Raw genomic sequence first — 24,472 nt, forward strand, 5'->3', positions numbered from 1 at the left:
GTATTGCTCTGGTCACGGCACCCGGTAGCACAGCTCCGCGAACCCCGTGCCCACCTGGCGGACGGAGACCAGTTCCAGCGGCGGGTTGGTGATGCGGCGTGGAAACAGCGGCTTGCCGTTGCCCAGAGTGACCGAGCCCACCTGCACGAGGAGTTCGTCCAGCAAGCCGGCATCGAAGAATTGGCCGGCCAGATCGCCACCGCCCACGACCCAGAGGTTCTTGCCGCCTGCCGCTTGTACCATCTCGGCATGAATGGGCGCGACGCTGCCCTGCGCGAAGCGAATATCCGCACCCTCGATGCTCGGTAGCTTGCGGCTCGAGAAGACCCAGGTTGGCTGCGTATAGGGCCATGCTGAACCGGTTTCCTCGGCGACTTTTTCCGAATGACGCAGCATCCACTCATAGGTGGTGGAGCCCATGGCCAGCGCCCCAACCTCCGCGAAGAAGGCGGAGTAGCTCGTATCGTTGATGTCTCCCAGTGGGAAGAGCCAGTCCAAGGAGTCGTCTTCGGTGGCGATGAAGCCGTCGAGGCTTGAAGTGGTGTAGTATTGGGTCTTCATTTCGATGCGCTCCGAGACAGGTTGAAACGAGCCGTCTGAACTGCGCTTCCAACCAGAAAGCCATCCCCACCCAGTCAGTGCTTACTTACTCTCTAACCCTCTCAAACGTACCACTCCAACCCTTCATAGGGGCTTTTGCGCAGTTCCGCCAGTCGGCTTTCGAGATTGCCCGAGTGGATTTCGAGCTTGTGGCCATCCGGATCGAGGAAGTAGAGGCGATCGGCTCGAGGCCTACTACGCGAGTGTAGAAGTCGAATGAGTGTTCGAGATCACGCACGGCAAGCGTCAGATGGTTGATGCCGGAAATCATGGCTCTCCCCTTTCAGCGGGATGCGTCATTCACGAGAGAACGTATCACCCGGCAGGGATTGCCGCCGGCAAACACATCCTCGGGGATGTCCTTGGTCACCACGCTGCCGGCGCCGATGACCGAGCGGGCACCGATGGTGACGCCGGGGGAGAGGATCGCCCCGCCGCCGATCCAGACGTCGTCGCCGATGGTGATGGGCTTTGCGGCTTCCAGGCCGCCGCGGCGCTGCTCGGCATCGAGCGGATGGGTGGCGGTGTAGACCTGCACATTGGGGCCGAACATCACGTGGTTGCCGATGGTGACCTGCGCCACGTCGAGGATCACGCAGTTGAAGTTGAAGAAGACCCGCTCGCCCAGCCTGATATTGCCGCCGTAGTCGCAGTAGAACGGCGGCTCGATGAAGGTGCCCTTGCCCATGGTGCCGAACAGTTCGAGCAGCAACCGCTTGCGTTCACTTCCCTGGTCGTCGCTCATATCGTTGAAGGCCTTGGTCAGCAGACGGGCACGGCGACGTTCGCGTTGCAGCTGGGCATCGCGCGGGTCGTAGAGTTCGCCGGCCAGCATCTTCTCTTTTTCGGTCATGCCTCCTCCTTGCCATGCGTCTTGTCATGCCCCTCCAGTGAGCATTCATAATCCCCGAAACGGCCACAGACCAGCGTATTCAGCTGCCAAACAGACGCCACACCAGCGGCAGGAACAGCGCGGTGAATACACCTGTCAGGCTCATGCCGAGCGAAGCGAAGGCACCAGCGGTGGGGCCCAGTTCGAAGGCGCGCACGATGCCGATGGCATGCCCGTTCACGCCCAGCGCGAAGCCGAGGATGCGCTTGTCGGTGATCTTGAGCAGGCGGGCCAGCAGCGAGACGAAGATGGTGGTCAGCACGCCGGTGATGAGCAGCCCGCCCAGCATCAGCGAGAGCGAGCCGCCGATCTGTTCGCGAATGCCCATGGCCAGGGGCGCGGTCACCGACTTCGGTGCCAGCGAGGCCAGCACGTCAGCCGGCGCCCCCAGCAGCCAGGCGATCAGCACGGCATAGAGCGCGGCCAGCACGGCGGCTAGCGGCAGGCAGCACAGAATGGGCTTCCACAGCGCGAAGATGTGCTGTCGCTGCTGGTAGAGCGGCACCGCCAATGCCACGGTGGCGGGGCCCAAGAGCAGGGTCAGCCAGGCGACGTTGCGCTGATAATCGACATATTCATACCGCAGCAGCCACAGGCTTGCCGCCGTGAGCACGGCGCCGATCAGCACCGCCGGGCACCAGCTCGGCCGGCCCATCCGTTCGAACAAATGGATGCCGCCAAGATAGGCGGCCAGGGTCAGCGCAACGGCGAGTATTGGGGTATTCAGCAGGGAGGCGTGCAGCTCGCTCATGGCTGACGCCTCCGCTCATCGGCGCTCACGGCTTCCCGGGGCATGAAGCGTCGCATCAGCCATAGCGTGGTCAGCACGCTGAGGAAGGTACCCACTCCCAGGGCGGCCATGATCGCCGTCCAGTGGCCGGCGAACTCGTCGATCACGAAGAACACACCCACCACGCCAGGCATGATCAGCATGGCGAGCAGCGGAATCAGCGCCTGGCTCGCCGTGGCCACGCTCTCGTTCAGGCGCCGCTTCACCAGCAGCCAGGCCAGCAGCAACAGCAGGCCCGCCATGGCGTGGGAGACGGGAAGCGAGAGCAGCTCGACGACAGCGTGGCCGAGCAGTTGGAAACCGAGTAGCCACAGGAACCCACGCAACAGCTTCATGCCATCTCCATTCGGCCCAGAAAGGTGTATCCGCTTGTGGCTGCCGAAGAGCAGGCAGCCAGGCCAGGTACTTTGGGGAAAGATTATCACGCTATCGTTTGCGCGGGGATGCTCCTGATCTTTCCCCCAATTCCCGTTCCTGCAACGCCTCCGCCCCAGTAAGCGTTCACCTACCTGTCAGCCTCCTTGGACATGGGCTACGTGCCCTTACTGGTTCACCCTTCCGGACGTGGTGCTCTCTCCGGCACCGTGCTTTGGGCAAACATCCACGCCGGCAACTGGGCGCGCTTCAGCCAGGGCAACCTCGCCAGCAGGGCGATGACCACCAGCGCGAAGCCGAGCCGTGCCCACAGTAGGCCGGAGAGGTCCGCCCCCATCAGCATGATCAGCAGCGTATCCTCGATCAGGCTATGGCAGAGGCCGAGGAAGCAGAGCGTGAGCACGATGTCCCGCGGCGTCAGGCGACCCGAATGCGCCTCGCGCAACAGCAGGCCGGCACCGAAGGTGAGTCCCAGGGTGATGCCGATCACGGTGATGTTGGCCGCTGCCGGGCCGATGCCCAGAAGCCGCAGCAGCGGATAGAGCAGTTTGTGGATCAGCCGCTCGACGCCCAGCCAGTGCAGCAGTCTGAGCAGACTCATCAGCGCGAAGATCACCACGAAGATGGTCGCCAGCGTCATGGCCTGGCCCTGCAGCCAGGCCGTCAGGGTCGCCTCCTGGGCGGAAGGCTGCCACACCACGTGGTTGGCGTGCTGAAGCCAGCCTCCCCACGAATAGCTCAGGTGCAGCAGCCAACCCAGCAGCCAGGCACCGCCGGCTCGCAGCAGCACGGTCAGCCACCAGGGCACGCCGGCCAGGCGCGCCACCGCCCCTTCTATCGGCAGCGAGTGCCCCACGGCCATCAGCACACCCAGCACCGTCACCTGCGCCACGGTCAGCGGCGTATCCCGCGTGACTTCGAAGAAGATGACCAGGCCGGTGTAGATGTTGGTCAGCAGCGTGGCGGCCCACACCAGGCTCATCGGCTCGGGCAGCCCCAGCGGAGCCATCAACGGCGCGAGCCAGTGGCCGAGCAGCTCGGTCATGCCCAGCATCTCGAGCGCCTTCACGATCAGCAGCGCCGGTACCATCACCTTGAGCAGGGTCCAATAGACCGTCCAGGCCTCGCGCAGCAGCTTGCCCATCGTGCCGAGCAGGCGGGCAGGAAGTCGTTGTGTCATGTGGGCGTCGTTCCGTCAGGGAGCCAGCCGCTTACTTTACTCATGTACCGAACAAGGCGATGGCGTTCTTACCCTGAAACGGGAAGAATGTTGCTTTCTGTAGGCCCCGAGGGAAATTTCCTGCACATGGACAGACTCGACCTGAGGATCCTCGATCAATTGCAGCACGATGCCAGCCTGACCAACCAGGCATTGGCGGAGCGGGTCGGGCTTTCACCCTCGGCATGCCTGAAGCGTGTTCGCCGCCTTAAGGAGCAAGGCGTGATCCAGCGTGAAGTGGCGATCCTGGCGCCCGAAGCGCTGGGTGCCAACCTTCACATGGTGGTGGAAGTGACCATGACGCGAGACGACAAGGCGCTTTACGGCCGTTTCATCAAGCAGATGGAAGCGGCTCCCGAAGTCACCCAGTGCTACCAGGTCACCGGCGAGGTGGATTTCGTACTGATCGTCAGCGTGCCCAATATGCAATGCTACGATCGCTTCTGCGACCGCGTACTGGATGCCAGCGACGGCGTGCACAAGTTCCGCACGCTGATATCGCGCAAGCGCACCAAGTTCGAGACGCGGCTGCCGCTGGGTATTTGATCGCTGGAAAAGCGCTCTGCCCTACTCGTCCTTGGGGCCGACCCAGGCGAAGGGGTTGTGGGCGACTTCCCAGAGATAGCCGTCCGGGTCGGAGAAGTACCCCGAATAGCCGCCCCAGAATACCTTCTGGCCGGGCTTGACCAACTTGGCGCCGGCGGCAACCACCTGCTCCAATAGTTCGTCGACTTCCGCCTCGGAGGCCAGGTTGTGGGCTAGAGCGATGCCGGTAAAGCCGCTGCCTTCGGCAGGAACGCCCGCATCCTCGGCCAGTGCCTCACGGCCGTAGAGCCCCAGCCAGGTACCGTTGAGGGTGAAGAAGGCCACTTCGGGCGGCGACTCCATCCTGGGAAGGCCCAGCCCCTGCTCGTAGAAGCGAATCGACGCCGCAAGGTCGCGAACGCCGAGCGTGATCATGCTGATCCTTGGCTTCATGTTGCGACTCCTCTATTCCCTGCCCAACGATCACTGCCGCTCATCATTACCGGCGAGCCACCAGCAAGCCCACCCCGGCACTGCCAAGCAGCGCCGCACAGCCGCGATTGAACAGCCGTCGCATGGCGGGGCGCGAGAACCATTGGCGCAGGAAAGCCCCGACATAGGCGTAGCCGGCGATGGCCACCCACTCGAGCAGCAGGAAGAGTGCGCCAAGTACGGTGAACTGCAGCGCAACGGGGCCTGCAGGGTCGACGAACTGCGGCAGGAAGGCGGTGAAGATCAGGATCGCCTTGGGGTTGCCCGCCGCCAGCAGGAACTCCTGGCGGGCCAGCCCCAGCAGGCTGCGCTGCCGCTCTTCCAGCTCACGCTCCTCACCCGGCGCGGCGAACCACAGCTGGTAGGCCAGCCAGAACAGATAAGCGGCCCCCAGCAGCTTGATAACGAGGAACAGCTTTTCCGAAGCATACAGCAGCGTGGCAAGCCCCGAGGCCGCCAGCGCAATCATCGCCACGAACGCGACCAGGCGGCCGATCCCGGCCAGGCAGGCGACGTTGACGCCGTAGCGCTTGGCATTGCTCATGGAGAGCAGGTTGTTAGGGCCCGGCGCCAGGTTGAGCGCGAAGCAGGCTGGTATGAACAGCAATAACGTGGTCAGGTCCATGATGGCTTTCCTAGCTTCTAGAAGGTGTGGCCTTGCTTGAATCGATTGTCGCCACGCCGGCCCAATCCGGCTCGGCTGCCAACCGCTGCTGCCACTGTCCCCGAAGCATCCGATACAGGCGTACCGGCCGCTGATGGAACGTTAGCGTCTGGAAGCGGCCGAACCCCGCCTTCTCCGCCACCCGTAACGACGCGGCATGCGTTGGCTCGACGATTGCGACGACCGAATCGAATCGCCTGTCGTTGAAGGCATGCCCCAGCGCAGCAAGTGCAGCCTCGGTTGCCAGCCCCTGGCCCCAGTAGCGCCTGGCAAGCCGGTAGCCCAGGTTCAACTCCATGGCGCCTTTGATCTTTTCAGGAGACACGCCGCAGAAGCCGACGAAGTCGCCGCCATGCCTGTCCACCAGTGCCAGCGGCCCCGTGCGGTATTTGATGTAACAATCGAAACACCAGTCGAGGAAGATGCGAGTGGCCATCTCATCGCAAACGCCGCGCAGTGAATGGCGCATCACCTCCGGATCGGCGAGTATCTCGGCTAGCGCCGGCAAATCACCGGTGGCCAGTGGACGCAACCGAAGGCGTGGGGTTTCCAATTCACACATGGTGCCTCCCTGGCAATCATTACGCCTTGCCTTTGGCGCTGGTCGCTCCCAATCTCAGCGGCACTGCAATGTCGAAGTGCAGCACGTCCTCGCGAACCCCAAGTTTCGAGTAGAGTTCGATGGCAGGGGTATCGCCCAAGTCTGCCTGAACGTAGACGACGTAGGCACCCCGCTGCGCCGCAATCGCCTTGAGCCTTTCGATCAGCGCCGTGGCGATGCCCTCGCGCCGGTGCGCTTCCGCCACTGCCAAGTCATAAATATAGATCTCGCTGCGCTCCTGTTCGAACTTGTGCAGCTCGTAAGCGGCAAGGCCCCCCACCACCTCGTCGCCCTTGCGGGCCACCAGGGCAATGAAGGTATCGCTTGCCAGCAGGCGTTCCATGTAACTCCGGCCGGGACGAGCGGCGCCGTAGGTATCTACTTCGTTGAACGCTTCACCGAACACGGTCAGCAGCTCATTCATCAGCCTGCTGTCGCGGGGTGAAAGCGTCTCGATGACGAATCCAGCGGCTGCGTCCATCATTTACCTCGTTCTTGCTAGCGCAGTAGGCGAGCCAGCCTCAAGCCCTCCGAGTCGCAGCCTCCCGGTTCTGTGCGTGCTGCCTGAGCTGCTCGAACTCCTCGTTACTGACGGCATTGCGCTCGGCATCGAGGATATGGCCGCCAAGGGAGGCGATCGACTGGGTGATCTGGATCAGCGTTTCGGGATTGCGCGCCACGCTGCGCTTGCTGACGAAGTGGATCAGGACGGAGACGCCTGGCACGGTGGGCTGATCGTCACCTTCATGGATGGGTGGCAGTGTGCCGGGCGGCGACGAGTTGGCAATGGTGAGCTTGTAGCCGGCGAGGGGGTCGCGAATCTTGTAGACGCCCAGCTTGGCGTCGTACTGGGCGTTGTACTCCTTGAGCAAGCGGGCAAGGCGGCGGTTGGTGTCCAGCCCCGGCCATTCGAGTATCACGAACAGGCATTGCTTGATGTCCTTGCCCGATGCCACCTTGAAACGGTGCATCGGTTCCTGTTCATCCGGCTCCGGCTGAGCGGCCGCCTTCGGTCGCGTTGATTCTTCCGCACCGGTATCGGGGGCCGCTTCGGCCACACGGCGCGTTGCCGAAGGCGCTTCCTCGAGTTCGCTGCGAGCGCTACGGCTCTTGAGAAAGGCCACCATGCATAACAGCGCGAGCAGCAACGCCACTCCCGCCACGATCAGTACCACTACGACCGGATCCATCCCGCGTACCCCTACCTTGTTGACCCACGAGGCATTTCCCTACTGCCATGACACTTCCTACGTTTGTAAAAGTCTGCGTCCACTCAGGGCAACGCCGTGTCGGGCCATGTTGTTTCCCTCCAGATTACGCCGCTACGCTACGTATCGCTATATGCGCAATCAACGTTGGTGAGACCTACCTCGCGTAGTGACCCACCCAGCTGTAGCGTGCATTCAACGGCTGCTGGAGCTTGCGTTGAAGGATTTCGATGGCAGCCGGAGCGCGAAGACCCCATGCTAGGAATAACGAAAGCCAAAAAAGGAGCCATGCCAACTCAAGGGACACTGGCCACCAGTGAGCCTGGATTGTCATACCATGGAATGATGTGAAGGCCAGTGTTGTAGGTGCCGTCAACTCAGGAGCGCTGCCCCGATGGTACGACTCGACAAGAAAGCCAAGCGGCTTTACGTGCTGGATACCAACGTTCTTCTTCACGACCCCGCTGCGCTGTATCAGTTCGAGGAACACGAGGTGGTCATCCCCATGACCGTGCTCGAGGAACTCGACAAGCACAAGAATGGCCTGCGCGAGATCGCTCGCACCGCCCGCCAGGTCAGCCGTACCCTCTCCGACCTCACCAATCAGGTCACCTTCGACGAGATTCAGCAAGGCATCCCGATCCCCCGGGCCGGCGGCGCTACGCTCGGCAAGCTTCGGTTTCTCTGCTACCCCGAACTGGAGCCGCTGGAGCACCTCGCGGAGAGCCCCGACAACGTACTGCTGGCCGAAACCTGCCGGCTGCGCGACGAGCGGCCCGACGCCTCGGTGATCCTGGTCACCAAGGACATCAACCTGCGGGTAAAGGCTACGGCGTTGAATGTCCCGGTGGAGGATTACCTGACCGACCGCGCCTTCAGCGACAGCGACGTCATGCTCGAGGGGGTGCGCATCTATCCCGATGCGGAAGGCGGCAGCGGTCCCTGGGACCAGATGGAAGTCGAGGTCGAGGTGGAGCGAGTCGACCACCACACCTTCTATCGGCTGGAAGGCCGCATCCCCAGCGACTGGCACCTGGGCATGCTGGTGTCCGACAGCGAGAACGGTGCCAGCTTCGAGGCCATCGTGCGCGAACTGGGTCCCACCCAGGCACGGCTGCAACTGTTGACCAACTATCGCCACAAGGATGGCGTTTGGGGCGTGCATGCCCACGACAGCCGCCAGAACTTCGCCCTCAACCTGCTGATGGACGACGAGATTGACCTGGTCACCATCGCCGGTAGTGCCGGTACCGGCAAGACCTTCATGACGCTGGCGGCGGCCTTCCAGCAGACGCTGGATGCCAAGCGTTTCGAGCGTATCGTGTTCACCCGGGCGCCGATTTCGATGAGTGAGGACATCGGCTTCCTGCCCGGCACCGAGGAGGAGAAGATGTCGCCGTGGATGGGTGCCTTCCACGACAACATGGACAACCTGCTGCGCGACGAGCACGACGGCAGCACCAGTTGGAGCCAGGACGCGACACGCAGCCTGATCGGCTCCCGCGTGCAGATACGCGCGCCCGGCTTCATGCGCGGGCGCACCCTGAACGACACCTTCCTGATCATCGACGAGGCACAGAACTTCACCCCCAAGCAGCTCAAGACCCTGCTCACCCGAGCCGGGCGCAACACCAAGATCGTCTGCCTGGGCAACGTCGGCCAGATCGACACGCCCTACCTTACCGCCAACACCTGCGGCATGGCGGCGGTGGTACAGCGTTTCAGCAACTGGCCCCATGCCGGCCACGTGACCCTGCGCAGCGTGGAGCGCTCACGCCTGGCGTTGGCGGGAGAGGAACTGTTGTGAGTTGAACCTCCCCAAACTGGCCGCCCCCCCCCAGGCCTGGGGGGGCGGCCAGCTAGCCCAGCCAGAACCCCAGCGCCAGCAGCACTGCCACCCCCACCATCAGCGGTACGGCAAGATGGGCGAAGCCACGCTCGTAACGGGTCAGGTCATCGAGCCAAGCAATCGTTCGCCGTTCCTTTTCCGCCAGGCGCGCACGAATTCGCTGCCCGCGGGCTTCCAGCGCGGCGCCCAGCTTGCCGAGCTTCTCGACGGCGCGGCGAGCCAATGCTGCATAGCCCCACCACAGGTCGCCCGGGTGCAGGCGAACCGTGATGCGCCACTCCCCCACTCCGGACCTCGTTGCAATCAGCACCAAGCCAGCCAGGCCCAGCCCCAAGGCCACCGGCCACAGCAGCCCTGGCAGCTCCTTCAGGGGCGGCCACGGTACGTCGGCTTCACCGGTGGGCAGCCATAGCGGCACGCTGGCCGCCGCCAGCACTGCAAATAGCCAGGCCAGCGACATGGGCGAACGCCAGGGAATCGGGTGTATACCGCGCTCACGCCATTGGCGCCACAGCGCCCGCCCCATCAACAGGGTGCTGCCTATCGCCGCCAGGCTGAGCCAGGTGACCAGCGTCGAGTGGCCGCCTTGGTAGAGCGCTTCCTTCATGAAGCCCTTGGCGACCAGCCCGGAGGCAAACGCGCCGCTCAGCGAAAAGGCCGGCAGCGCCAGCAGCAGCCAGATGAGCCAGGTGGGCAGTCGCGGGGGATGCTCGCTGATGCCCACGCCGAGGAACAGCGCACCCTTGGTCATGCCATGGTGCCCCGCAAACAACACCACCGGTGCCAGCAGCGCCGGCCACAGTGTCGGCGAAGAGAGCCCAATGCCTACCAGGCTGGCGAGCATGCCCAGCTGACTGACGCTGGAATAGGCCAGCACCGCCTTGGGATGTCGCTGGGCCACGCCCAGCAAGGCCGCCGTAAAGGCGCCAACGAGTCCCATCAGGGTGATCGCCTGCCCCAAGGGAACCAGCCCCGTTCCGGGAATGCCCAGCGGCAGCGTGCTCAACCAGCCCAGTACGCCGGCCTTGACCATCACTCCACTGAGCACGGCACTGGCTGGGGTGGGCGCCACCGGGTGCGCCAGCGGCAGCCACACGTGTAGCCCGATCACACCCGCCTTGACGCCGAACCCCAGCCACAGCAGGGTCGCCATCCAAAGCCCCTGCTCGGCTTCGGCGATGGCCGTACGCAGCTCCGTCAAGGTCACCACGCCCGCGCTACCCGCCGACCACAGCAGGCCCCCCAGGATCAGCGCCTCGCCGAGGAAGGCCATGACCAGATAGGCAAATCCACCGAGCCGGGCATCGCGGTGACCGGCGTGCACCACCAGGCCATAGGCCGCCAGCGTCATGGTGGCGAATCCCAGGTAGAAGCTCGGAATGTCCTCGGCCAGGATCAGCAGCAGGTTACCGATGAGCGTCAGCGGCCACAGCAGCGTAAAGCTCAGCAGCCGGCGGAAGGCCTTCGTATCGCCGGCCTCGGCACACTGCTGTTCGTCGGCCACATAACCACGCGCATAGCAGCCGGCCAGGAACCACAGCAAGCCACTGAACATCAGCCATGGCCGGCGCGACTCGTCGAGCTGCCACAGGCCGCCCAGCAGCCAGCCCTCCATCGCAAGCGTCAATTCGCCAGGCCACAGCGCCAGGAGCAGTGCCGGCAGCGGCGCCGAAATCCACCAGCCATCGATCAGCTCCGGGCGCGACTCGGCATGGCGCAGGCCACCCTGCTCCATGGCCAGCCACATTGCATTGCGCAGCATGATCAGCCACGGCCACAGCAGCGCCAGGGGAAGCAGCAGGCTCATGGCACGTACTCCTCCGTCGCCATGATGGTCGCCAGATCCAGCGGGCTGAAGGGAACGCCCGCCAGCAGTCCCACGAGCACACTGAACAGCGCCGTGGCAGCAGTGGGCAGCAGCAGCCAGGCGCTGGTTTCGAAGCGCCCCAGGTTACGTTCTTCCGGCCAGGAGCCAAGCCCATGGGATGGGCCTTGACGAAACCACAGCCGGTGCAGGATCGGCAGGAAGTAGGCGGCATTGAGCAAGCTGCTGGTGACCAGTACGGCGATGACCCATGGCATGCCGGCCTGCACCGCTCCCAGGCCCAGGTACCACTTGCTGATGAAGCCGGCCACCGGCGGCAGGCCGATCATGCCCAACGCCCCGATGGTGAACGCCAGGCTGGTCAACGGCATGCGTCGCCCGGCGCCATCGAGTTCGTCGATTCGATGAATGCCGAGCTCCTCCGCATAATTGCCGGCACAATAGAACAGGGTCACCTTCATCAGGCCCTGGTGCATCAGGTGTACCAGCCCGGCGATGGTGCCGAACGGCCCGAACAGGCTGATACCGAGCACGATATAGGAGACCTGGCTGACCGTGGAGTAGGCCAGCCGTGGCTTGAGTTCCTGCTGCGACAGGGCACGCATCGAGCCAAACAGGATGGTGACCACGGCAATAGCGGAAAGCAACGACAACATCCCCAGCTCATGGGTGAGGGAGATGCCGTAGACGTCGTAGACCAGGCGCACGATGCCGAAGGCCCCCGCCTTGACCACCGCCACCGCATGCAGCAGGGCGCTGACCGGTGCCGGCGCCACCATCGCCCGCGGCAGCCAGCCATGCAGCGGCACCAGCGCGGCCTTGACTCCGAGCCCCACCAGCAGCACCACGAACAGCACCGTCAGCATGGGATGGGCCTGCGGCCCCAAGTCGGCCAATACCTCCCGCTGGCCGAAGGCGACATCGCCTACCAGCGCATGCAATGCCACCACGCCGAGCAGCAGGACCAAGCCGCCGGTCAACGTATAGCGCAGGTAGATCGTGCCCGCCGCGAGCGCCTTGTCGTGGCCGCGATGCACTACCAGCGGGTAGGTGGAAAGGGTGAGCAGCTCGTAGAACAGCAGGAAGGTGAACAGGTTACCGGCCAGGGCGATACCGATGGTACTGGCCACGCAGAGGCTGAAGAAGCCGAAGAAGCGCTTGCGGTTGGGCGAGTCCTCGAGGTAACCGATGGCATAGACCGTGGTGGCAAGCCACAGCAACGACGAGAGCCCGGCGAACATCAGCCCCAGGGCGTCCACCTGAAGCAGGAAGCTGACGCCCTCCACCACGGTGAAGCTGAAGGCAAAATCACGCCCCTGATAGAACCCCAGCACCATCAGCGCCACCAGCAGTATCTTGAGCACGGCAGCCGCGAGGTTGACCGCCGCCCGCGCCCGCCACGCACGTTCGGGCAGGGCGAAGATCAGCGGCGCCACCAACAGCGAGGTGGCCAGGGTGACGACCGGCAGCCAGGCCTGGCTCATGGCTCGCCTCCCGCCCCGCGCAGCAGCACCAGGGGCCACTCCGCCACCAGGCCCAACAGCAGTGCCGAGAGTGCCAGCAACAGGGCGATCGTATCCATGCCCCAGGGAACCGGGCGATAGTCGAGGGTGGGTGCATCCTCGACGAAGGAGAAGCGAAACACGCGGAACACATAGGCGGCGCTGAGCAGCGTGCCGATGGCCAGCACCGCCAGCCAGGTCCAATGGCCCCCTGCCAGGGCGGCATGCAGCAGCAGCCACTTGGCGGTAAAGCCCATGCTCGGCGGCAAGCCGATGAGGCTGATCGAAGCGATACCAAAGCTGAGCAGCGCGAGCGGGAAACGCCGGCTGGCACCGGCAAGCCCTTCCACCCGGGACTCGCCGGTAGCCAGGACCAGGTTCCCGGCGGCCAGGAACATGGCGGCCTTGGCCAGGGCATGAGCCGCCAACTGAAGCCAGGTGCCGTCCCAGGCGAGTGCGGCGACAGCCGGGTCGCTACCCACCAGCAGCGGAAACGCCAGCAGCAGGTAGCCCAGCTGCGAAACGGTGGACCAGGCCACCACGTCCTTGAGCTTTGCCGCGCGCCAGGCCATCACGCCGCCCCAGATCACCGCACCCCCGGCCATCACGCCAATCAAAGCCGCTGCCGTCGATGCGGCGGGCACCAGCACCAGCCACAACTGCAAGGCAATGAAGAAAGAGGCCTTGATCACCAGGCCCGCATGCAGCGCACTGATGGGGATCCAGGCCGAAGCGTGCACCGGCGCCAGCCAGGCATGCAGGGGAAAGGCGGCGGCCTTGAGCAGCAAGCCCGCACTGAGCAGCGCCATGGCGACCCACAACAAGGCGCCGGCCTCGGCCACCTGCGCCAGCCCCGCCAGGTCCAGCCGCCCCCAGGCGCCCAGCAGCAGCGAGACACCCAGCAAAAAGGCCAGCGATCCCACCAGCGCCAGCAGCAGGTAGCGCAACCCCGCCACCAGGGCATCGGCCTTGCCCGGCAGCAACAGCAGCCCTACTGCCGTCAGCCCCATCAGCTCCAGGCCGATGTAGAGCAGCAGCAGGTCCGCGGCTACCCAGATCATCGACAGGCTGGATGCCAACATGCCCAGCAATGGCCAGAATGCAGCCTGGCCGCTGCGGGCGGCCTGTACCACGCCGCGCAGATAGGTCGGCGCGTAAAGTGCACTGGCCAGGACGATCAGGTGAGTGAGCAGCAGCAGCATGAGGGTCAGGCCATTGACGCGCCAGTGCAGCGCGAGCGGCCCGACGTCGAGCGTCCATGACTGCCCCGCCCCGCCACCCACCGCCCCGGCCAGCCAGCCCAAGGCCGACAGCGACAGCAACCCCGCCACGACAATGGGCCAGCCACGCGAGGGGCGTGCCACCCCGCCCAGCAGCCCGAGCAACAGCGGCAAGCCGAGCACGACCCAGAGTGCGAGCAGGCTATCGGCCTGCCCGGACAGGTCGTTTCCCAGGCCTAGACGCTCGATCATGACGCCCTATTACCCTTCGCCGACGTCATCTCGCCCGCTTGCTCCAGGCGCTCGAGTCGTCGAATCAACAGTGCCCCCAGCGCCGTTCCCAGCAGCGCCACCAGCAGACCGGTAACGACCAGCCCATGGGCAGCTGCCATGGCATTCTGCCCCACCAAGGACATGAGAATCAGGAAAATTCCCGTACCGATGATGTTGAAAGCCAGCAGCCGCCGCAGCAGGTGGCGATCGAACAGCGACGATGCTGCCAGCAGCAGCAGGATGGCTGCCAGCGACATCTCCTCGAATGGCGGCATTGGGTAAGCGCGCCTTAGTGATGATTGCGGTTGACGACCTCTTCGATCATGGCCTCGAGTTCGTCACTCGGCCCCTTCTCCAGCATCGTCTGCGCTTCATGGTAGAGACAAAGGAAGCGCTTGCAGGAAGCACAGAACACCTTGTCGTCGGGGTTGTGCACCTTCGAAACGCGATAGAGATGGCTGCCGCAACTGGGGCAGGCCACTGGCAAACGCAGCTCCTCGGAAATGTCGGGCGTCATCACAGTCTCCTTGTGGTAAATGTCCAGCGCTGATTGACCAGGTCTTACTCCCATACCTTGGGGACGCCTCCTGCCTGACTCAACCCACGAGCACCAATCCAGGCAGGGGCGTACCCTAAGCCTGTCAGAGTCCGAGCGCGTCTGCCACTCAGCCACTCCTGTCGTCGAGTCAGGCAGCGAGAAGGAGCCCAACGTTGAGCAGGGCCAAGCTGGCCAGCAGTATCGCCACGTTGAGCCCCATCAGCGGCAGCAATGAAGCAAGCTCGCCCCGCTCCACGCCTACCGGCAGTTGCCAGAGACCGCGAATCAGCCATGCCAGCGCCGGCACTGCCAGCCACATCAGCCAGGCCTCGGTTGGCAGGGCCCCCACGAGCCAGGCCACGGGCACCACGGCGAAGGCCGCCGCCAGCAGCACCGCCACCAACCGGGCAGCCCTACGAGGCCCCAGGCGAATCGCCAGATGGTCGCGCCCCACCCGCCGGTCGGCATCGATATCGGGCACTTGGTTGATCAGCAACAAGGCACTGACCATGAGCGTGGGAATCAGCGCAGCGGCCACCACCATGGCCGACAGCGTGCCGGCCAGCGCCTGATGGGCACCCAGCACCATCAGCAGGCCGAAGCCGGCCCCAGGTGCTAGCAGGCAAAGCCAGGGCCTGCGGGTCAGCCAGGCGGTATAGGCCACCACCAGACCGAGGCCCACCAGACCATAGGCGAGCATCACCGGCCCCACCCGCCACAGGAACCAGACACCAATCAGCATCACGCCCGCCAGGCACGCCAGCGCTGCGCCCAGCACGGCATGAGCGGCCTCGGGCTGCTCGGGCAGGGCGCCGCTACCGCCGGAAAATGGCGTGCGCTCGGTCATCTCGTCCAGACCGGAGTGAAAATCGTGGTGCTCGTTGAACAAATTGACGGCCGCATGGGCCAGCAGGGCACCGAGCAGCACCAGCAATGCATCGAGCACGGCGACCGAATAGCCGTCGGCAAGGGCCGAGGTGATCGCCAATCCCGCGCATAGCGGCGCCAGCACCAGGAAGTTCGGCCGGCTGCTGCGCAGGCAGGTACGCAGCCGCGATGCGCCAGTGGTGGTGTCGCGCATGGGCTGTCAGCTCAGCCGCGCGTTCAACCAGGTGGCAATGTCACCCACCTGCTGGGGGCAGACCGCATGGGCCATGGGGTAACTCTGGTAGTGAACTGGATAGCCCAGCCCCTGCAAGCGCTGACAGGCGGCCTTGCCCAGCGCCTCGGGCACCACCGGGTCGAAGGAGCCGTGGTGGATCTCGATCGGCAGTTCGCGGTTGGCCTCGGAAAAGGCAATGGTATCGGCGGTGGCGAAGTAGGTCGACATGGCCAGCAGCCCGCCCAGCGGGGCATCGAACGAGAGCGCCGCCTGATAGGCAACGGCACCGCCCTGGGAGAAACCGGCCAGGATGATGCGCCGGCTGTCGATGCCGTGGTCGACCTGCTCCTGCACCAGTTCCTGGATGCGCTCCGCGGAGGCCACCAACTGCGCCGTGTCGACGCGACGGTCGAGGCTCATCTCGTGGATGTCGTACCACGCCGGCATCACCATGCCGCCATTGATGGTGACCGGTAGCCGTGGGGCATGGGGCAGGATGAAGCGCGCCTCGAGACCCGCCTTCAGGGGCAGCGCCGGCACCAGGGGCTCGAAGTCATGGCCGTCGGCGCCCAGGCCGTGCAGGATGAAGACGCAGGCATCGGCCGGACGGCCGCTCTTGGGCTCGATGATCAGTTCACCGGGATGGCTCATGGGGGGCTCTTCCGTGGTAATCGAAAACCGTCACCCTACCGCAAAGACATGTTCCCGGCGAGCATGTCCGTTGATGACGGATGAGGCAGTACCACGCGTATCCGCTCTGGGGCTGGCTTACGAGGAGGCGCCAGCCCCAGAGCTTCCAGCCAGGCAAGTCAGAACGGCCACACCAGCGGAATCAGCGTCAACGCGACGATTGCCGTCAGCACGTTGATCAGCCCGCCCACGCGCAGGAAGTCGGAGAAGCGATAACCGCCGGGGCCGTGCACCATGAGATTGGTCTGGTAGCCGATGGGTGTGATGAAACTCGCCGAGGCGGCGAACATCACCGCCACCACGAACGGCATGGGATTCACGCCGAGGCTCTCGGCACTGGCCATGACCACCGGGAAGGTAATGACCGCCGCGGCATTGTTGGTGACCAGCTCGGTAAGCAGCGCCACCAGTAGGTAGGTGCCGACCAGCAACAACATGGGGTTGCCGTCGGCCAGCCCCAGCGCAAAGCCAGCCAGGGTCACCGCCACCCCCGAACTCTCCAGAGCGGCCCCCAGGCCAAAGGAGGCGGCGATGGTCAGCAGCACCTGGGTATCGAGCCCGCGCTTGGCCGCGCCAACCGAGCAGCAGCCGGTGGCCAGCACCAGCACCGCTCCCAGCATGGCGGCATTCATCATGCTCATCACACCAAAGGTAGCCAGCGCCACGACGCCCGCCAGGATACTCCAGGCCAGCCGGGCCTTCTCGTGATTGGGCCGCGCCGCGCCGTTGACCTGGCTGATCAGCAGGAAGTCGCGCGATTGACGGTGGCGCTCGATGAACGGCGGGCGCGCCTCCAGCAGCAGCACGTCGGCGGGCTGCAGGCGTACCTGGCCCAGATTGCCGGCTACCCGCTCGCCCCCGCGGCACACCGCCAGCACGGCGGCACCATACAGGGTGCGGAAATGGCCGTCGCGAATGCGCTTACCGACGAACTGACACTGGTCGGAGACCACTGCCTCGACCAGGCGGCGCTCCTTGAAGTCCTTCTCCAGGCTCGACTCACCGTGACGCGACGGCACCAGCCCGCGAATCTGCTGCAGCTCCACCGCACCGTCGGAGGTACCGGCGAATACCAACCGGTCGCCCCCCTTGAGCCGCTCTCCCGGCCCCACCACGCTGACCACGTTGCCGTCGCGCTCGATTTCCACCAGAAACAGCTCGCGCAGGTGACGCAAGCCGGCCTCTTCCACGGTGCGATCGACGAGCGGCCCCGTGGGCGCCACTTCCATCTCGATGGTGTATTCACGCGGGTTGTCGAATGCCGAGGCCGTCCCACGGCGTGCCGGCAGCAGGCGCGGCGCTACCAGTATCAGGTAGAGCACGCCGATCACGGCTACCGGCAACCCTACCCAGGCAAGATCGAACAGCCCCATCGACAGCGCCGGATAACGCTCTACCAGCAGACCGTGCACCACCAGATTGGTACTGGTGCCGAATAGCGTGATGGTGCCACCGAGTATCGAAGCGAAGCTGAGTGGCATCAGCAACCGATTGGCCGGCAGTTGCAAGCGCCGGGACCAGCTCAATACTGCCGGTATGTAGGTGGCGACCACTGGGGTATTGTTGAGAAAGGCACTGAGCGTGGCCACCGGCACGACCAGCCGCGTCAGGGCGCCGCTCTCGCTGCGCGGCTGCCCCAGCACGTAGCGAATGATCAGGTCGATGCCACCGGTCTCGCGAATGCTCGCCACCAATATGTACATGAAGGCCACGGTGAACAGGCCGGTACTGGAGAAGCCGCCGAGGGCCTGGGCCGGATCGATCACACCCAGCGTCAACAGCAGGATGACCGCCCCCAACAGGATGATGTCGGGACCGAGTCGGGAGAAGGCCATCAACGGGAATACGGCGAGGACGACGACAGAAGCGATCCAGGCATCCAGCGGCATGATAGAAGGTCCGTGCACGAGGGAACGTGCCGCTATTGTGCCTTGCCGCCACTTATTCTAAAAAGTTATTTTTGGAAATTCCTAAATAACCATAATGAATAAAAATCGCTGAAGAAATCTATGCATACGAAAAAGGCCCGCTTTCGCGGGCCTTCTCTGCCACCTGAGTGGCACATCAGTTCATGGTAAGCGGAAGCTTAGCCGATGACCTTGATGTTGGAAGCCTGGAGGCCTTTCTTGCCCTGAGTGACGTCGAAGGAAACCTTCTGGCCGTCCTGCAGAGTCTTGAAGCCGTCAGCCTGGATCTCGGAGAAGTGAGCGAACAGGTCGTCACCGTTGTCGTCCGGAGAGATGAAGCCGAAGCCCTTGGTGTCGTTGAACCACTTGACAGTACCGGTAGCCATTATCGCAATTCCTCTAACAGCATTGATTTTTCCGGGAAATACCCGAGTTGCAGTGGGTAAAACAAGAAACTTTCTCACCGGGAAATCGACGCCATGAGCGTTGCGATGACCACTTGCGATGTTCGACTTGCCAACCAACTGCACGCATCTTGCGCTGTTCGCGCACTCACGTCAAATACTATTTTGCGTCGATGACATGAATATTACCGATCGCCAAGCACCCAGTCCGCCGCCTTCTCGGCGATCATCAGCGTGGGCGAGTTGGTATTGCCGCTGGTGATCGTCGGCATGATGCTGGCGTCCACCACCCGCAGCCCCGCCACGCCGAGCACCCGCAGACGCGAGTCCACCACCGCCAGGGGGTCGTCGTCGCGGCCCATCTTGGCCGTACCCACCGGATGAAAAATGGTCGTACCGATATCGCCGGCGAGCCGCGCCAGGTCCTCGTCACTCTGGTACTGCGCCCCGGGCTTGACCTCCTCGGGACGGTACTTGGAGAAAGCCGGCTGCTCGGCGATGCGTCGCGTGACCCGCAACGAATCCGCCGCCACCTTGCGATCCTCCGCGGTGCTTAGGTAGTTGGGCGCTATGGCCGGCGCCTGCCGCGGGTCGCGGCTCTTGATGCGTACGCTGCCGCGGCTGGTGGGATTGAGGTTGCACACGCTGGCGGTGATGGCCGGGAAGTCGTGCAATGGCTGGCCGAAGGCTTCCAGGCTCAGCGGCTGCACGTGGTACTCGAGGTTGGGATGCCGGTACTCGTCGCTGCTACGGGTGAAGGCGCCGAGCTGCGACGGCGCCATGCTCATGGGGCCGGTGCGACGCAGCAGGTACTCCATACCGATCCTGGCCTTGCCCAGCCAGGAGGCCGCCAGGGTGTTGAGCGTCTTGCTTCCCGAGACGCGATAGACCGAGCGGATCTGCAGGTGATCCTGCAGGTTCTCGCCCACGCCGGGCAGCTCGTGCACCAGCGGAATACCATGCTCGGCAAGCAACCCCGCCGGGCCGATACCTGATAGCTGAAGCAGCTGCGGCGAGCCGATGGCCCCGGCGGAGAGGATCACTTCACGGGCGGCCTTCACCCGCACGATGGCACCTCCGCGTTCGAGCTCTACGCCGGTGGTGCGAGGCCGCCCACCCTCTTCCCTTTCGAACAGCAGCCGGTGCACCTGGGAAGAGTGCCACAGGGTGAAATTGCTGCGTTTCGCGCACGCCGGTCGCAGGAAGGCCTTGGCCGCGTTCCAGCGCCAGCCGTCGCGCTGGTTGACCTCGAAGTAATCGACGCCCTCGTTGTCGCCGCGGTTGAAGTCGCGGGTACGCGGTATGCCCGCCTGCACCGCCGCCTCGGCGAAGTCATCGAGCACTTCCCACTTGAGCCGCTGCTTCTCCACTCGCCACTCGCCGCCATGGCCGTGGTAGTCGCGATGGGCGGCATCGGCATCGCCGCCGGGGTCGAGGCGATAGTGATCTTCATGCTTGATGAAGTCGGGCAGGCAATTCTCCCAGCGCCAGGCAGCGTCGCCCACCGCCTCGGCCCAGCCGTCGTAGTCGCGGGCCTGACCGCGCATGTAGATCATGCCGTTGATGCTGGAGCAGCCGCCCAGGGTCTTGCCGCGAGGATAGATCAGCGAACGACCGTTGAGGCCGGGATCGGGTTCGGTGCGAAAGCACCAGTCGGTACGCGGGTTGTTGATGCAATAGAGATAGCCCACCGGGATGTGGACCCAGTGATAGTTGTCGCGTCCGCCCGCTTCGATCAGCAGCACCCGGTTGGCCGGGTCGGCACTGAGTCGATTGGCCAGCAGACAGCCAGCGGTGCCGGCGCCCACTACGATATAATCGAATTCCTGCTCTGCCATGGCGTGCTCTCTCTCGATGGTCTCGAGTTCGGCAAGCCGGACCGGACCAGTGCGTCATTGTTATCGCGTGCCGCAGGATTCAGCCTACCGCGGTAGGCACCGGGATCAATTGAGAAATCCCAAAGCCAGATATAAGCTATTTTTATATCCTTGAGCGACTCGCACCATGCACGATCTCCCCGCCCTACGCGCCTTCGTCACCGTGGCCCGCGAAGGCAGTGTCTCCCGGGCCGCCGAGCGGCTGCACCTGACCCAGCCCGCCGTCAGCCTCAAGCTCAAGCATTTCCAGGAGGAGCTGGGCCTGACGCTGTTCCACCGCCGCCCCCAGGGCCTGGCGCTGACACCCGACGGCCATGCCCTGCTGCCTGCGGCCGAGCGTGCGCTTGCCGCCATGGCCGCCTTCGAGCAGAGCGCTCGCGCCTTGCACAGCACGCTGCGCGGCAGGCTGCGCATCGGCACCATCGTCGACCCCGAGTTCATCCGCCTGGGCGCCTTCCTGCATCGCCTGGTGGAGCGCGCGCCCATGCTCGAGACCGAACTGCAGCACGGCATGAGTGGAAGCGTACTCGAGTGGATACGCCGCGGTGAACTCGACGTGGGCTTCTTCCTTGCCCCTCCCGGGGAAGGGCCGGGGCCGGAAGCGGCGGGGATCGTCCATCGCGAGCTGACCCACTTCCACTACCACGTGGTGGCGCCACCCGGCTGGGGCAGCCGGGTGGCCAACAGCGACTGGGTGAGCCTGGCCGCCCTGCCCTGGATCGTCACCCCGGGGCTTTCGGCCCACCATCGGCTGCTGCGAGGGGTACTCGAGCCGCTCGGTGCGGCGCTCAAGGGGGTCGCCCAAGTGGATCAGGAAGCCTGCATGCTCGACCTGGTGCGTGCCGGGGTAGGCCTGAGCCTGGCCCGTGATGCCCTGGCCATGGCCGAGCGCCAGGAGCGCGGCCTGGTCATCGTCGAGGGGGTGCGCCTGCCTTGCGCGCTGTGCTTCGTGTGGCAACGCGAGCGCAGCGAGGAGCCCGCCATCGCCGCGGCAATGGAAGTGCTGGAGAGCGTGTGGGGGCCGCGCTGAGGGTGGTTCACACCCCCTTGACGATCCGCGCAGCCTCCCGCCGCCGCTTGAGTTCGTAGACGGCGGCAAACAACACGGTAACCAGGATCAGGATCAGCCCCAGGGCGTTGACCGCCGGGGTCAGCCCGGTGCGCACCTTGGAGGCAATGTAGACCGTCAGCGTGGTGTCGTAGCCCACTACGAACAGGGTCGTATTGTAGTTCTCGAAGGATTGCAGAAAGGCGATCACCGCTGCCGAGTAGAGCGCCGGCTTGAGGTAGGGCAGCAGGATGCGCCGGAACATCTGCCACTGGCTGGCGCCAAGGTCCAGCGCCGCACGCTCCATGGTACGGTCGAAACGCTGCAGGCGCGCGGTGACCATCAGCATCACGTAGGCGGCGATGAAGGTGGCCTGGCCCAGCACGGTGAGGAAAATACCGCCGCTGACGCCGAACTGGCGCCAGAAGATCAGCGTCGAGATGCCGATGATCACGCCGGGAGTAAGCAGTGGAGAGAGGATCAGGGCGTAGAGGAACGGCTTGGCGCGGCTCGACACCGTATTGAGGAACAGCGCCGTGGCGATGCCGATGGGCACCGCTACGATCAGCACGCCGGTGGCCACGATCAAACTGTTGCCCAGCGCATGCCACATGCCGCGGTCGGCGGCGAGCTCACCGAACCAGCGCAGGGTGGTGCCATCCCACGGCGTCACCGTCGGGAAGCGGCTGTCGTTGAAGGTGGCCGCCGCCATGATGATCAGCGGCAGGAACAGGTAGGCGAAGAAGATCACCACGTAGAAGCGCAGGCCGAAGGCCAGGAAGCGTTGCGAACTCATCTTCCGATGTCCCCCAAGCCCACTTTAAACACTTTCATCACCAACGACATGAAGCCGATGCACAGTACCAGCAGCAGGAAGGCGTAGGCTGCGCCCTGGTTCCAGTTGCCGCCCTCGAAGAACCAGTTGTAGATGATCTGGGTGAACCAGCGGCTACCCGGCGAGCCGAGCAGCGCCGGCACGGCGTAGCTGCCCGCCGCCAGCATGAAGGTCATGATGCAGCCGGTGGCGATGCCCGGCTTGGCATGGGGGATGACGATCCGGCGGTGGGTGCGCACGGTGCCGGCGCCGAGGTCGCGGGCCGCCCGCACCTGATTGTCATCGAGGCTTTCGATGGCGTTGTAGACCGGAAACACCATGAACAGGATGTAGGCGTAGACCATGCCCACCATGACCCCGCCGTTGCCGCTGAGAAAACGGATGGGCCGGTCGATCAGACCCAGCATCATCAGCACCTCGTTGAGCGGGCCGCGAAACGCCAGGATGATGAACCACGAGTAGGTGCGCAGGATCTCGTTGATCCAGAACGGCACGATCAGCAGCAGGATGCACAGCGCCGCCTGGCGCGGGGTGGCGACCTTGGCCAGGTACCAGGCCAGCGGGTAGCTCACCGCGAGCGTCAGTAGCGTGACCAGTACGCTCGACCAGATCGTCTTGAAGAAGATGGCACGGTGAATGTCGTTGTTGAACAGGGTGGCGTAGTTGGCCAGCGTGAACCGGTCCTCGGGCCCGCCGATCTGGGCCGGCAGCAGGTTGGGCTTGAGCGAATACTCGATCATCTGCAGCTGCGGCAAGGTCACCATGACGATCAGCCAGATTCCCAGCAGGGTGACGATGGCCATTGCCAGCGGCCCGCCGAAGCGCGCTTGCAGCTGCCTAAACATGGGCACCCTCCACTACCTCGCCGGTCTCCTCGTCGAGCACCGGGCTGCCATCGTCGGGCAGCACCACGGCATCGGCCGGATCGAAGCCGAAGGTCATGCGCTGGCCTATGGCGAGTGCATCGGCCTGACCGCGCGACACCTCATGGCCGAGCTGTACGCGCAGTTTCTCGCCCGAGGCGACCAGGCGCGTCTCGAGCATCACCCAGGCGCCCTCGAAGTGCACCGCCTCGATCTCGGTGTCGAAGCTGGGGCCCGCTACGCCTGTCGCTACCGGGCGCAGGTGCTCGGGGCGCACGAACAGTACCGCCGCTTCGCCGTTGGCCAGGTGTGTCTCGCTGCTCGCACGGCCGGCCAGTTCACCCAGCAGACCACCATCGAGGCGCACCCGCTCGCCTTCACGGTCGACCACGCGTGCCTGGATGCGATTGTTCTCGCCGACGAAGGCGGCGACGAAGCCGGTAGCCGGCTCGCGGTAGAGCGTCATGGGGTCGGCGACCTGCTGGATGCGGCCCGCCGACATCACCGCGACCCGGTCGGACATGGTCAACGCCTCGCCCTGGTCGTGGGTGATATAGATGAAGGTGATACCGGTCTTGCGCTGGATCGCCTTGAGTTCGGCACGCATGTGCTGGCGCAGCTTCAGGTCCAGCGCCGATAGCGGCTCGTCGAGCAGCAGCACCCGCGGCTCCACCGCCAGCGCCCGGGCGATGGCCACGCGCTGCTTCTGCCCGCCCGAGAGTTCGGTCACCATCTTCGGCCCGCTGCCCTCCAGCGCCACCAGCGCCAGCAAGCGCTCGGAGACCTCGCGCCGCTTGCGCTTGTCGACGCCGCGCACCTCGAGGCCGAACTCGATGTTCTCGAACACGGTCATGAGCGGAAACAGCGCCAGGTTCTGAAAGATCATCGCCGTGGGCCGGCGGTTCACCGGTACCCCGGCCATGGGTTCGCCGCCGATATACACCTGCCCTTCGCTCGGGGTCAGAAAGCCGCTAATGATGTTGAGCAGGGTAGTCTTGCCGCAGCCCGAGGGGCCGAGAAAGCTGAAGAATTCACCCGAGCCTATCGCAAGCGAAGTCTTCTCGATGGCGGTGAAGTCGCCGAAGCGCATCACCACCTCGTCCAGTTTGACGCTACCGTCCATTCATACCTCAGCCATCAAAAAAGGCCGGGCACGGCGTCCGCCGCCCCGGC

The 24,472-nt window shown here is 64.6% G+C and carries 26 protein-coding genes and 2 pseudogenes; 3 read left to right on the forward strand and 25 right to left on the reverse strand.

The window, feature by feature from the left end:
- Positions 1–12: 12 nt before the first annotated feature.
- The 7 genes and pseudogenes from ACUY1T_RS14625 to ACUY1T_RS14655 all read right to left on the reverse strand — a co-directional run bounded on the left by ACUY1T_RS14625 (position 13) and on the right by ACUY1T_RS14655 (position 3,837).
- Positions 13–561 (reverse strand): dihydrofolate reductase family protein, encoded by a 549-nt coding sequence (locus tag ACUY1T_RS14625; RefSeq protein ID WP_446024016.1) that lies wholly within the window; start codon positions 559–561, stop codon positions 13–15.
- Positions 562–662: 101 nt separating this feature from the next.
- Positions 663–776: pseudogene (locus ACUY1T_RS14630) on the reverse strand (glutathione transferase); the annotation flags it as partial.
- An 11-nt stretch (positions 777–787) separates the two neighbouring features.
- Positions 788–871, reverse strand: a pseudogene (locus ACUY1T_RS14635) (VOC family protein); the annotation flags it as partial.
- Positions 872–883: 12 nt separating this feature from the next.
- On the reverse strand, positions 884–1,453 hold the full coding sequence (locus ACUY1T_RS14640) for a sugar O-acetyltransferase (protein ID WP_446024018.1): 570 nt from the start codon (positions 1,451–1,453) through the stop codon (positions 884–886).
- A gap of 79 nt (positions 1,454–1,532) precedes the next feature.
- A complete protein-coding gene (locus ACUY1T_RS14645) occupies positions 1,533–2,243 on the reverse strand; it encodes an LrgB family protein (RefSeq protein ID WP_446024020.1) in 711 nt (236 codons plus the stop codon).
- Positions 2,240–2,617, reverse strand: a complete 378-nt coding sequence (locus tag ACUY1T_RS14650; protein ID WP_446024022.1) for a CidA/LrgA family protein — start codon at positions 2,615–2,617, stop codon at positions 2,240–2,242. The genes ACUY1T_RS14645 and ACUY1T_RS14650 overlap by 4 nt, the downstream gene beginning before the upstream one ends.
- A gap of 215 nt (positions 2,618–2,832) precedes the next feature.
- The gene (locus tag ACUY1T_RS14655; protein WP_446024024.1) at positions 2,833–3,837 is read right to left on the reverse strand and encodes a nucleoside recognition domain-containing protein; all 1,005 of its coding nucleotides are present in this window, start codon (positions 3,835–3,837) and stop codon (positions 2,833–2,835) included.
- A 126-nt stretch (positions 3,838–3,963) separates the two neighbouring features.
- Here ACUY1T_RS14655 and ACUY1T_RS14660 point away from each other — a divergent pair, with 126 nt between their 5' ends.
- On the forward strand, positions 3,964–4,422 hold the full coding sequence (locus ACUY1T_RS14660) for an Lrp/AsnC family transcriptional regulator (RefSeq protein WP_446024026.1): 459 nt from the start codon (positions 3,964–3,966) through the stop codon (positions 4,420–4,422).
- A 21-nt stretch (positions 4,423–4,443) separates the two neighbouring features.
- Here the strand turns inward: ACUY1T_RS14660 and ACUY1T_RS14665 are convergent, their stop codons facing one another.
- From ACUY1T_RS14665 to ACUY1T_RS14685, 5 genes are read right to left on the reverse strand one after another with little or no spacing between them, the layout of a single operon-like run.
- Complete coding sequence (locus ACUY1T_RS14665) at positions 4,444–4,854, reverse strand: VOC family protein (protein ID WP_446024028.1); 411 nt, start codon at positions 4,852–4,854, stop codon at positions 4,444–4,446.
- Positions 4,855–4,900: 46 nt separating this feature from the next.
- Positions 4,901–5,518, reverse strand: coding sequence for a LysE family translocator (locus ACUY1T_RS14670; protein WP_446024030.1), 618 nt, complete (start codon positions 5,516–5,518; stop codon positions 4,901–4,903).
- Between the two features lie 10 nt (positions 5,519–5,528).
- A complete protein-coding gene (locus tag ACUY1T_RS14675) occupies positions 5,529–6,119 on the reverse strand; it encodes a GNAT family N-acetyltransferase (protein ID WP_446024032.1) in 591 nt (196 codons plus the stop codon).
- Between the two features lie 19 nt (positions 6,120–6,138).
- Positions 6,139–6,639 carry an AAC(3)-I family aminoglycoside N-acetyltransferase gene (locus tag ACUY1T_RS14680; RefSeq protein WP_446024331.1) on the reverse strand — a complete coding sequence of 167 codons (501 nt, stop codon included), beginning with the start codon at positions 6,637–6,639 and terminating at the stop codon, positions 6,139–6,141.
- 40 nt (positions 6,640–6,679) lie between these two features.
- Positions 6,680–7,348 (reverse strand): cell division protein ZipA C-terminal FtsZ-binding domain-containing protein, encoded by a 669-nt coding sequence (locus tag ACUY1T_RS14685; RefSeq protein WP_446024034.1) that lies wholly within the window; start codon positions 7,346–7,348, stop codon positions 6,680–6,682.
- A 412-nt stretch (positions 7,349–7,760) separates the two neighbouring features.
- Between ACUY1T_RS14685 and ACUY1T_RS14690 the strand changes: the two genes are divergently transcribed.
- The gene (locus tag ACUY1T_RS14690; protein ID WP_446024036.1) at positions 7,761–9,173 is read left to right on the forward strand and encodes a PhoH family protein; all 1,413 of its coding nucleotides are present in this window, start codon (positions 7,761–7,763) and stop codon (positions 9,171–9,173) included.
- Positions 9,174–9,225: 52 nt separating this feature from the next.
- On the opposite strand, the gene ACUY1T_RS14695 is transcribed toward ACUY1T_RS14690, so the two are convergent.
- From ACUY1T_RS14695 to ACUY1T_RS14740, 10 genes are all read right to left on the reverse strand, one after another.
- Positions 9,226–11,022 (reverse strand): complex I subunit 5 family protein, encoded by a 1,797-nt coding sequence (locus ACUY1T_RS14695; RefSeq protein ID WP_446024037.1) that lies wholly within the window; start codon positions 11,020–11,022, stop codon positions 9,226–9,228.
- Positions 11,019–12,524: a proton-conducting transporter transmembrane domain-containing protein gene (locus ACUY1T_RS14700; RefSeq protein WP_446024039.1), complete on the reverse strand. Its 1,506-nt coding sequence runs from the start codon at positions 12,522–12,524 to the stop codon at positions 11,019–11,021. The genes ACUY1T_RS14695 and ACUY1T_RS14700 overlap by 4 nt, the downstream gene beginning before the upstream one ends.
- The gene (locus tag ACUY1T_RS14705) at positions 12,521–14,014 is read right to left on the reverse strand and encodes a complex I subunit 5 family protein (RefSeq protein WP_446024041.1); all 1,494 of its coding nucleotides are present in this window, start codon (positions 14,012–14,014) and stop codon (positions 12,521–12,523) included. The genes ACUY1T_RS14700 and ACUY1T_RS14705 overlap by 4 nt, the downstream gene beginning before the upstream one ends.
- The gene (locus ACUY1T_RS14710; RefSeq protein ID WP_446024043.1) at positions 14,011–14,310 is read right to left on the reverse strand and encodes a hypothetical protein; all 300 of its coding nucleotides are present in this window, start codon (positions 14,308–14,310) and stop codon (positions 14,011–14,013) included. The genes ACUY1T_RS14705 and ACUY1T_RS14710 overlap by 4 nt, the downstream gene beginning before the upstream one ends.
- 14 nt (positions 14,311–14,324) lie before the next feature.
- Entirely contained in the window at positions 14,325–14,552 is a 228-nt protein-coding gene (locus tag ACUY1T_RS14715) for a hypothetical protein (protein ID WP_446024045.1), read from the reverse strand.
- Between the two features lie 169 nt (positions 14,553–14,721).
- Positions 14,722–15,654: a prenyltransferase gene (locus ACUY1T_RS14720; protein WP_446024046.1), complete on the reverse strand. Its 933-nt coding sequence runs from the start codon at positions 15,652–15,654 to the stop codon at positions 14,722–14,724.
- 6 nt (positions 15,655–15,660) lie between these two features.
- Complete coding sequence (locus tag ACUY1T_RS14725) at positions 15,661–16,326, reverse strand: alpha/beta hydrolase (protein ID WP_446024048.1); 666 nt, start codon at positions 16,324–16,326, stop codon at positions 15,661–15,663.
- Positions 16,327–16,484: 158 nt separating this feature from the next.
- A complete protein-coding gene (locus ACUY1T_RS14730) occupies positions 16,485–18,254 on the reverse strand; it encodes an SLC13 family permease (RefSeq protein ID WP_446024049.1) in 1,770 nt (589 codons plus the stop codon).
- 197 nt (positions 18,255–18,451) lie between these two features.
- Positions 18,452–18,658: a cold-shock protein gene (locus ACUY1T_RS14735; RefSeq protein WP_010629501.1), complete on the reverse strand. Its 207-nt coding sequence runs from the start codon at positions 18,656–18,658 to the stop codon at positions 18,452–18,454.
- A 203-nt stretch (positions 18,659–18,861) separates the two neighbouring features.
- On the reverse strand, positions 18,862–20,514 hold the full coding sequence (locus ACUY1T_RS14740) for a GMC family oxidoreductase (RefSeq protein ID WP_446024051.1): 1,653 nt from the start codon (positions 20,512–20,514) through the stop codon (positions 18,862–18,864).
- 166 nt (positions 20,515–20,680) lie between these two features.
- On the opposite strand from ACUY1T_RS14740, the gene ACUY1T_RS14745 reads away from it, so the two are divergent.
- The gene (locus ACUY1T_RS14745; protein WP_446024053.1) at positions 20,681–21,583 is read left to right on the forward strand and encodes a LysR family transcriptional regulator; all 903 of its coding nucleotides are present in this window, start codon (positions 20,681–20,683) and stop codon (positions 21,581–21,583) included.
- A gap of 7 nt (positions 21,584–21,590) precedes the next feature.
- On the opposite strand, the gene ACUY1T_RS14750 is transcribed toward ACUY1T_RS14745, so the two are convergent.
- The 3 genes from ACUY1T_RS14750 to ACUY1T_RS14760 are packed head-to-tail and all read right to left on the reverse strand — an operon-like array spanning position 21,591 to position 24,422.
- On the reverse strand, positions 21,591–22,397 hold the full coding sequence (locus tag ACUY1T_RS14750; RefSeq protein ID WP_446024056.1) for an ABC transporter permease: 807 nt from the start codon (positions 22,395–22,397) through the stop codon (positions 21,591–21,593).
- On the reverse strand, positions 22,394–23,281 hold the full coding sequence (locus ACUY1T_RS14755) for an ABC transporter permease (RefSeq protein WP_446024057.1): 888 nt from the start codon (positions 23,279–23,281) through the stop codon (positions 22,394–22,396). Before ACUY1T_RS14755 ends, ACUY1T_RS14750 begins: the two co-directional genes overlap by 4 nt.
- Positions 23,274–24,422, reverse strand: a complete 1,149-nt coding sequence (locus ACUY1T_RS14760; protein ID WP_446024059.1) for an ABC transporter ATP-binding protein — start codon at positions 24,420–24,422, stop codon at positions 23,274–23,276. The genes ACUY1T_RS14755 and ACUY1T_RS14760 overlap by 8 nt, the downstream gene beginning before the upstream one ends.
- Between the last annotated feature and the right edge of the window lie 50 nt (positions 24,423–24,472).

It is taken from the genome of Billgrantia sp. Q4P2, from assembly GCF_052806135.1.

Excerpts from the sequence above, each read along its gene's own strand:
- ACUY1T_RS14660 (WP_446024026.1), top strand. The coding sequence starts at position 3,964 with ATGGACAGACTCGACCTGAGGATCCTCGATCAATTGCAGCACGATGCC.
- ACUY1T_RS14690 (WP_446024036.1), top strand. The coding sequence starts at position 7,761 with ATGGTACGACTCGACAAGAAAGCCAAGCGGCTTTACGTGCTGGATACC.
- ACUY1T_RS14705 (WP_446024041.1), bottom strand. The coding sequence starts at position 14,014 with ATGATCGAGCGTCTAGGCCTGGGAAACGACCTGTCCGGGCAGGCCGAT.
- ACUY1T_RS14670 (WP_446024030.1), bottom strand. The coding sequence starts at position 5,518 with ATGGACCTGACCACGTTATTGCTGTTCATACCAGCCTGCTTCGCGCTC.
- ACUY1T_RS14750 (WP_446024056.1), bottom strand. The coding sequence starts at position 22,397 with ATGAGTTCGCAACGCTTCCTGGCCTTCGGCCTGCGCTTCTACGTGGTG.
- ACUY1T_RS14625 (WP_446024016.1), bottom strand. The coding sequence starts at position 561 with ATGAAGACCCAATACTACACCACTTCAAGCCTCGACGGCTTCATCGCC.
- ACUY1T_RS14710 (WP_446024043.1), bottom strand. The coding sequence starts at position 14,310 with ATGCCGCCATTCGAGGAGATGTCGCTGGCAGCCATCCTGCTGCTGCTG.
- ACUY1T_RS14640 (WP_446024018.1), bottom strand. The coding sequence starts at position 1,453 with ATGACCGAAAAAGAGAAGATGCTGGCCGGCGAACTCTACGACCCGCGC.
- ACUY1T_RS14700 (WP_446024039.1), bottom strand. The coding sequence starts at position 12,524 with ATGAGCCAGGCCTGGCTGCCGGTCGTCACCCTGGCCACCTCGCTGTTG.
- ACUY1T_RS14760 (WP_446024059.1), bottom strand. The coding sequence starts at position 24,422 with ATGGACGGTAGCGTCAAACTGGACGAGGTGGTGATGCGCTTCGGCGAC.
- ACUY1T_RS14650 (WP_446024022.1), bottom strand. The coding sequence starts at position 2,617 with ATGAAGCTGTTGCGTGGGTTCCTGTGGCTACTCGGTTTCCAACTGCTC.
- ACUY1T_RS14730 (WP_446024049.1), bottom strand. The coding sequence starts at position 18,254 with ATGCCGCTGGATGCCTGGATCGCTTCTGTCGTCGTCCTCGCCGTATTC.
- ACUY1T_RS14715 (WP_446024045.1), bottom strand. The coding sequence starts at position 14,552 with ATGACGCCCGACATTTCCGAGGAGCTGCGTTTGCCAGTGGCCTGCCCC.
- ACUY1T_RS14675 (WP_446024032.1), bottom strand. The coding sequence starts at position 6,119 with ATGTGTGAATTGGAAACCCCACGCCTTCGGTTGCGTCCACTGGCCACC.
- ACUY1T_RS14740 (WP_446024051.1), bottom strand. The coding sequence starts at position 20,514 with ATGGCAGAGCAGGAATTCGATTATATCGTAGTGGGCGCCGGCACCGCT.
- ACUY1T_RS14720 (WP_446024046.1), bottom strand. The coding sequence starts at position 15,654 with ATGCGCGACACCACCACTGGCGCATCGCGGCTGCGTACCTGCCTGCGC.
- ACUY1T_RS14725 (WP_446024048.1), bottom strand. The coding sequence starts at position 16,326 with ATGAGCCATCCCGGTGAACTGATCATCGAGCCCAAGAGCGGCCGTCCG.
- ACUY1T_RS14655 (WP_446024024.1), bottom strand. The coding sequence starts at position 3,837 with ATGACACAACGACTTCCTGCCCGCCTGCTCGGCACGATGGGCAAGCTG.
- ACUY1T_RS14695 (WP_446024037.1), bottom strand. The coding sequence starts at position 11,022 with ATGAGCCTGCTGCTTCCCCTGGCGCTGCTGTGGCCGTGGCTGATCATG.
- ACUY1T_RS14735 (WP_010629501.1), bottom strand. The coding sequence starts at position 18,658 with ATGGCTACCGGTACTGTCAAGTGGTTCAACGACACCAAGGGCTTCGGC.
- ACUY1T_RS14645 (WP_446024020.1), bottom strand. The coding sequence starts at position 2,243 with ATGAGCGAGCTGCACGCCTCCCTGCTGAATACCCCAATACTCGCCGTT.
- ACUY1T_RS14745 (WP_446024053.1), top strand. The coding sequence starts at position 20,681 with ATGCACGATCTCCCCGCCCTACGCGCCTTCGTCACCGTGGCCCGCGAA.
- ACUY1T_RS14680 (WP_446024331.1), bottom strand. The coding sequence starts at position 6,639 with ATGGACGCAGCCGCTGGATTCGTCATCGAGACGCTTTCACCCCGCGAC.
- ACUY1T_RS14755 (WP_446024057.1), bottom strand. The coding sequence starts at position 23,281 with ATGTTTAGGCAGCTGCAAGCGCGCTTCGGCGGGCCGCTGGCAATGGCC.
- ACUY1T_RS14665 (WP_446024028.1), bottom strand. The coding sequence starts at position 4,854 with ATGAAGCCAAGGATCAGCATGATCACGCTCGGCGTTCGCGACCTTGCG.
- ACUY1T_RS14685 (WP_446024034.1), bottom strand. The coding sequence starts at position 7,348 with ATGGATCCGGTCGTAGTGGTACTGATCGTGGCGGGAGTGGCGTTGCTG.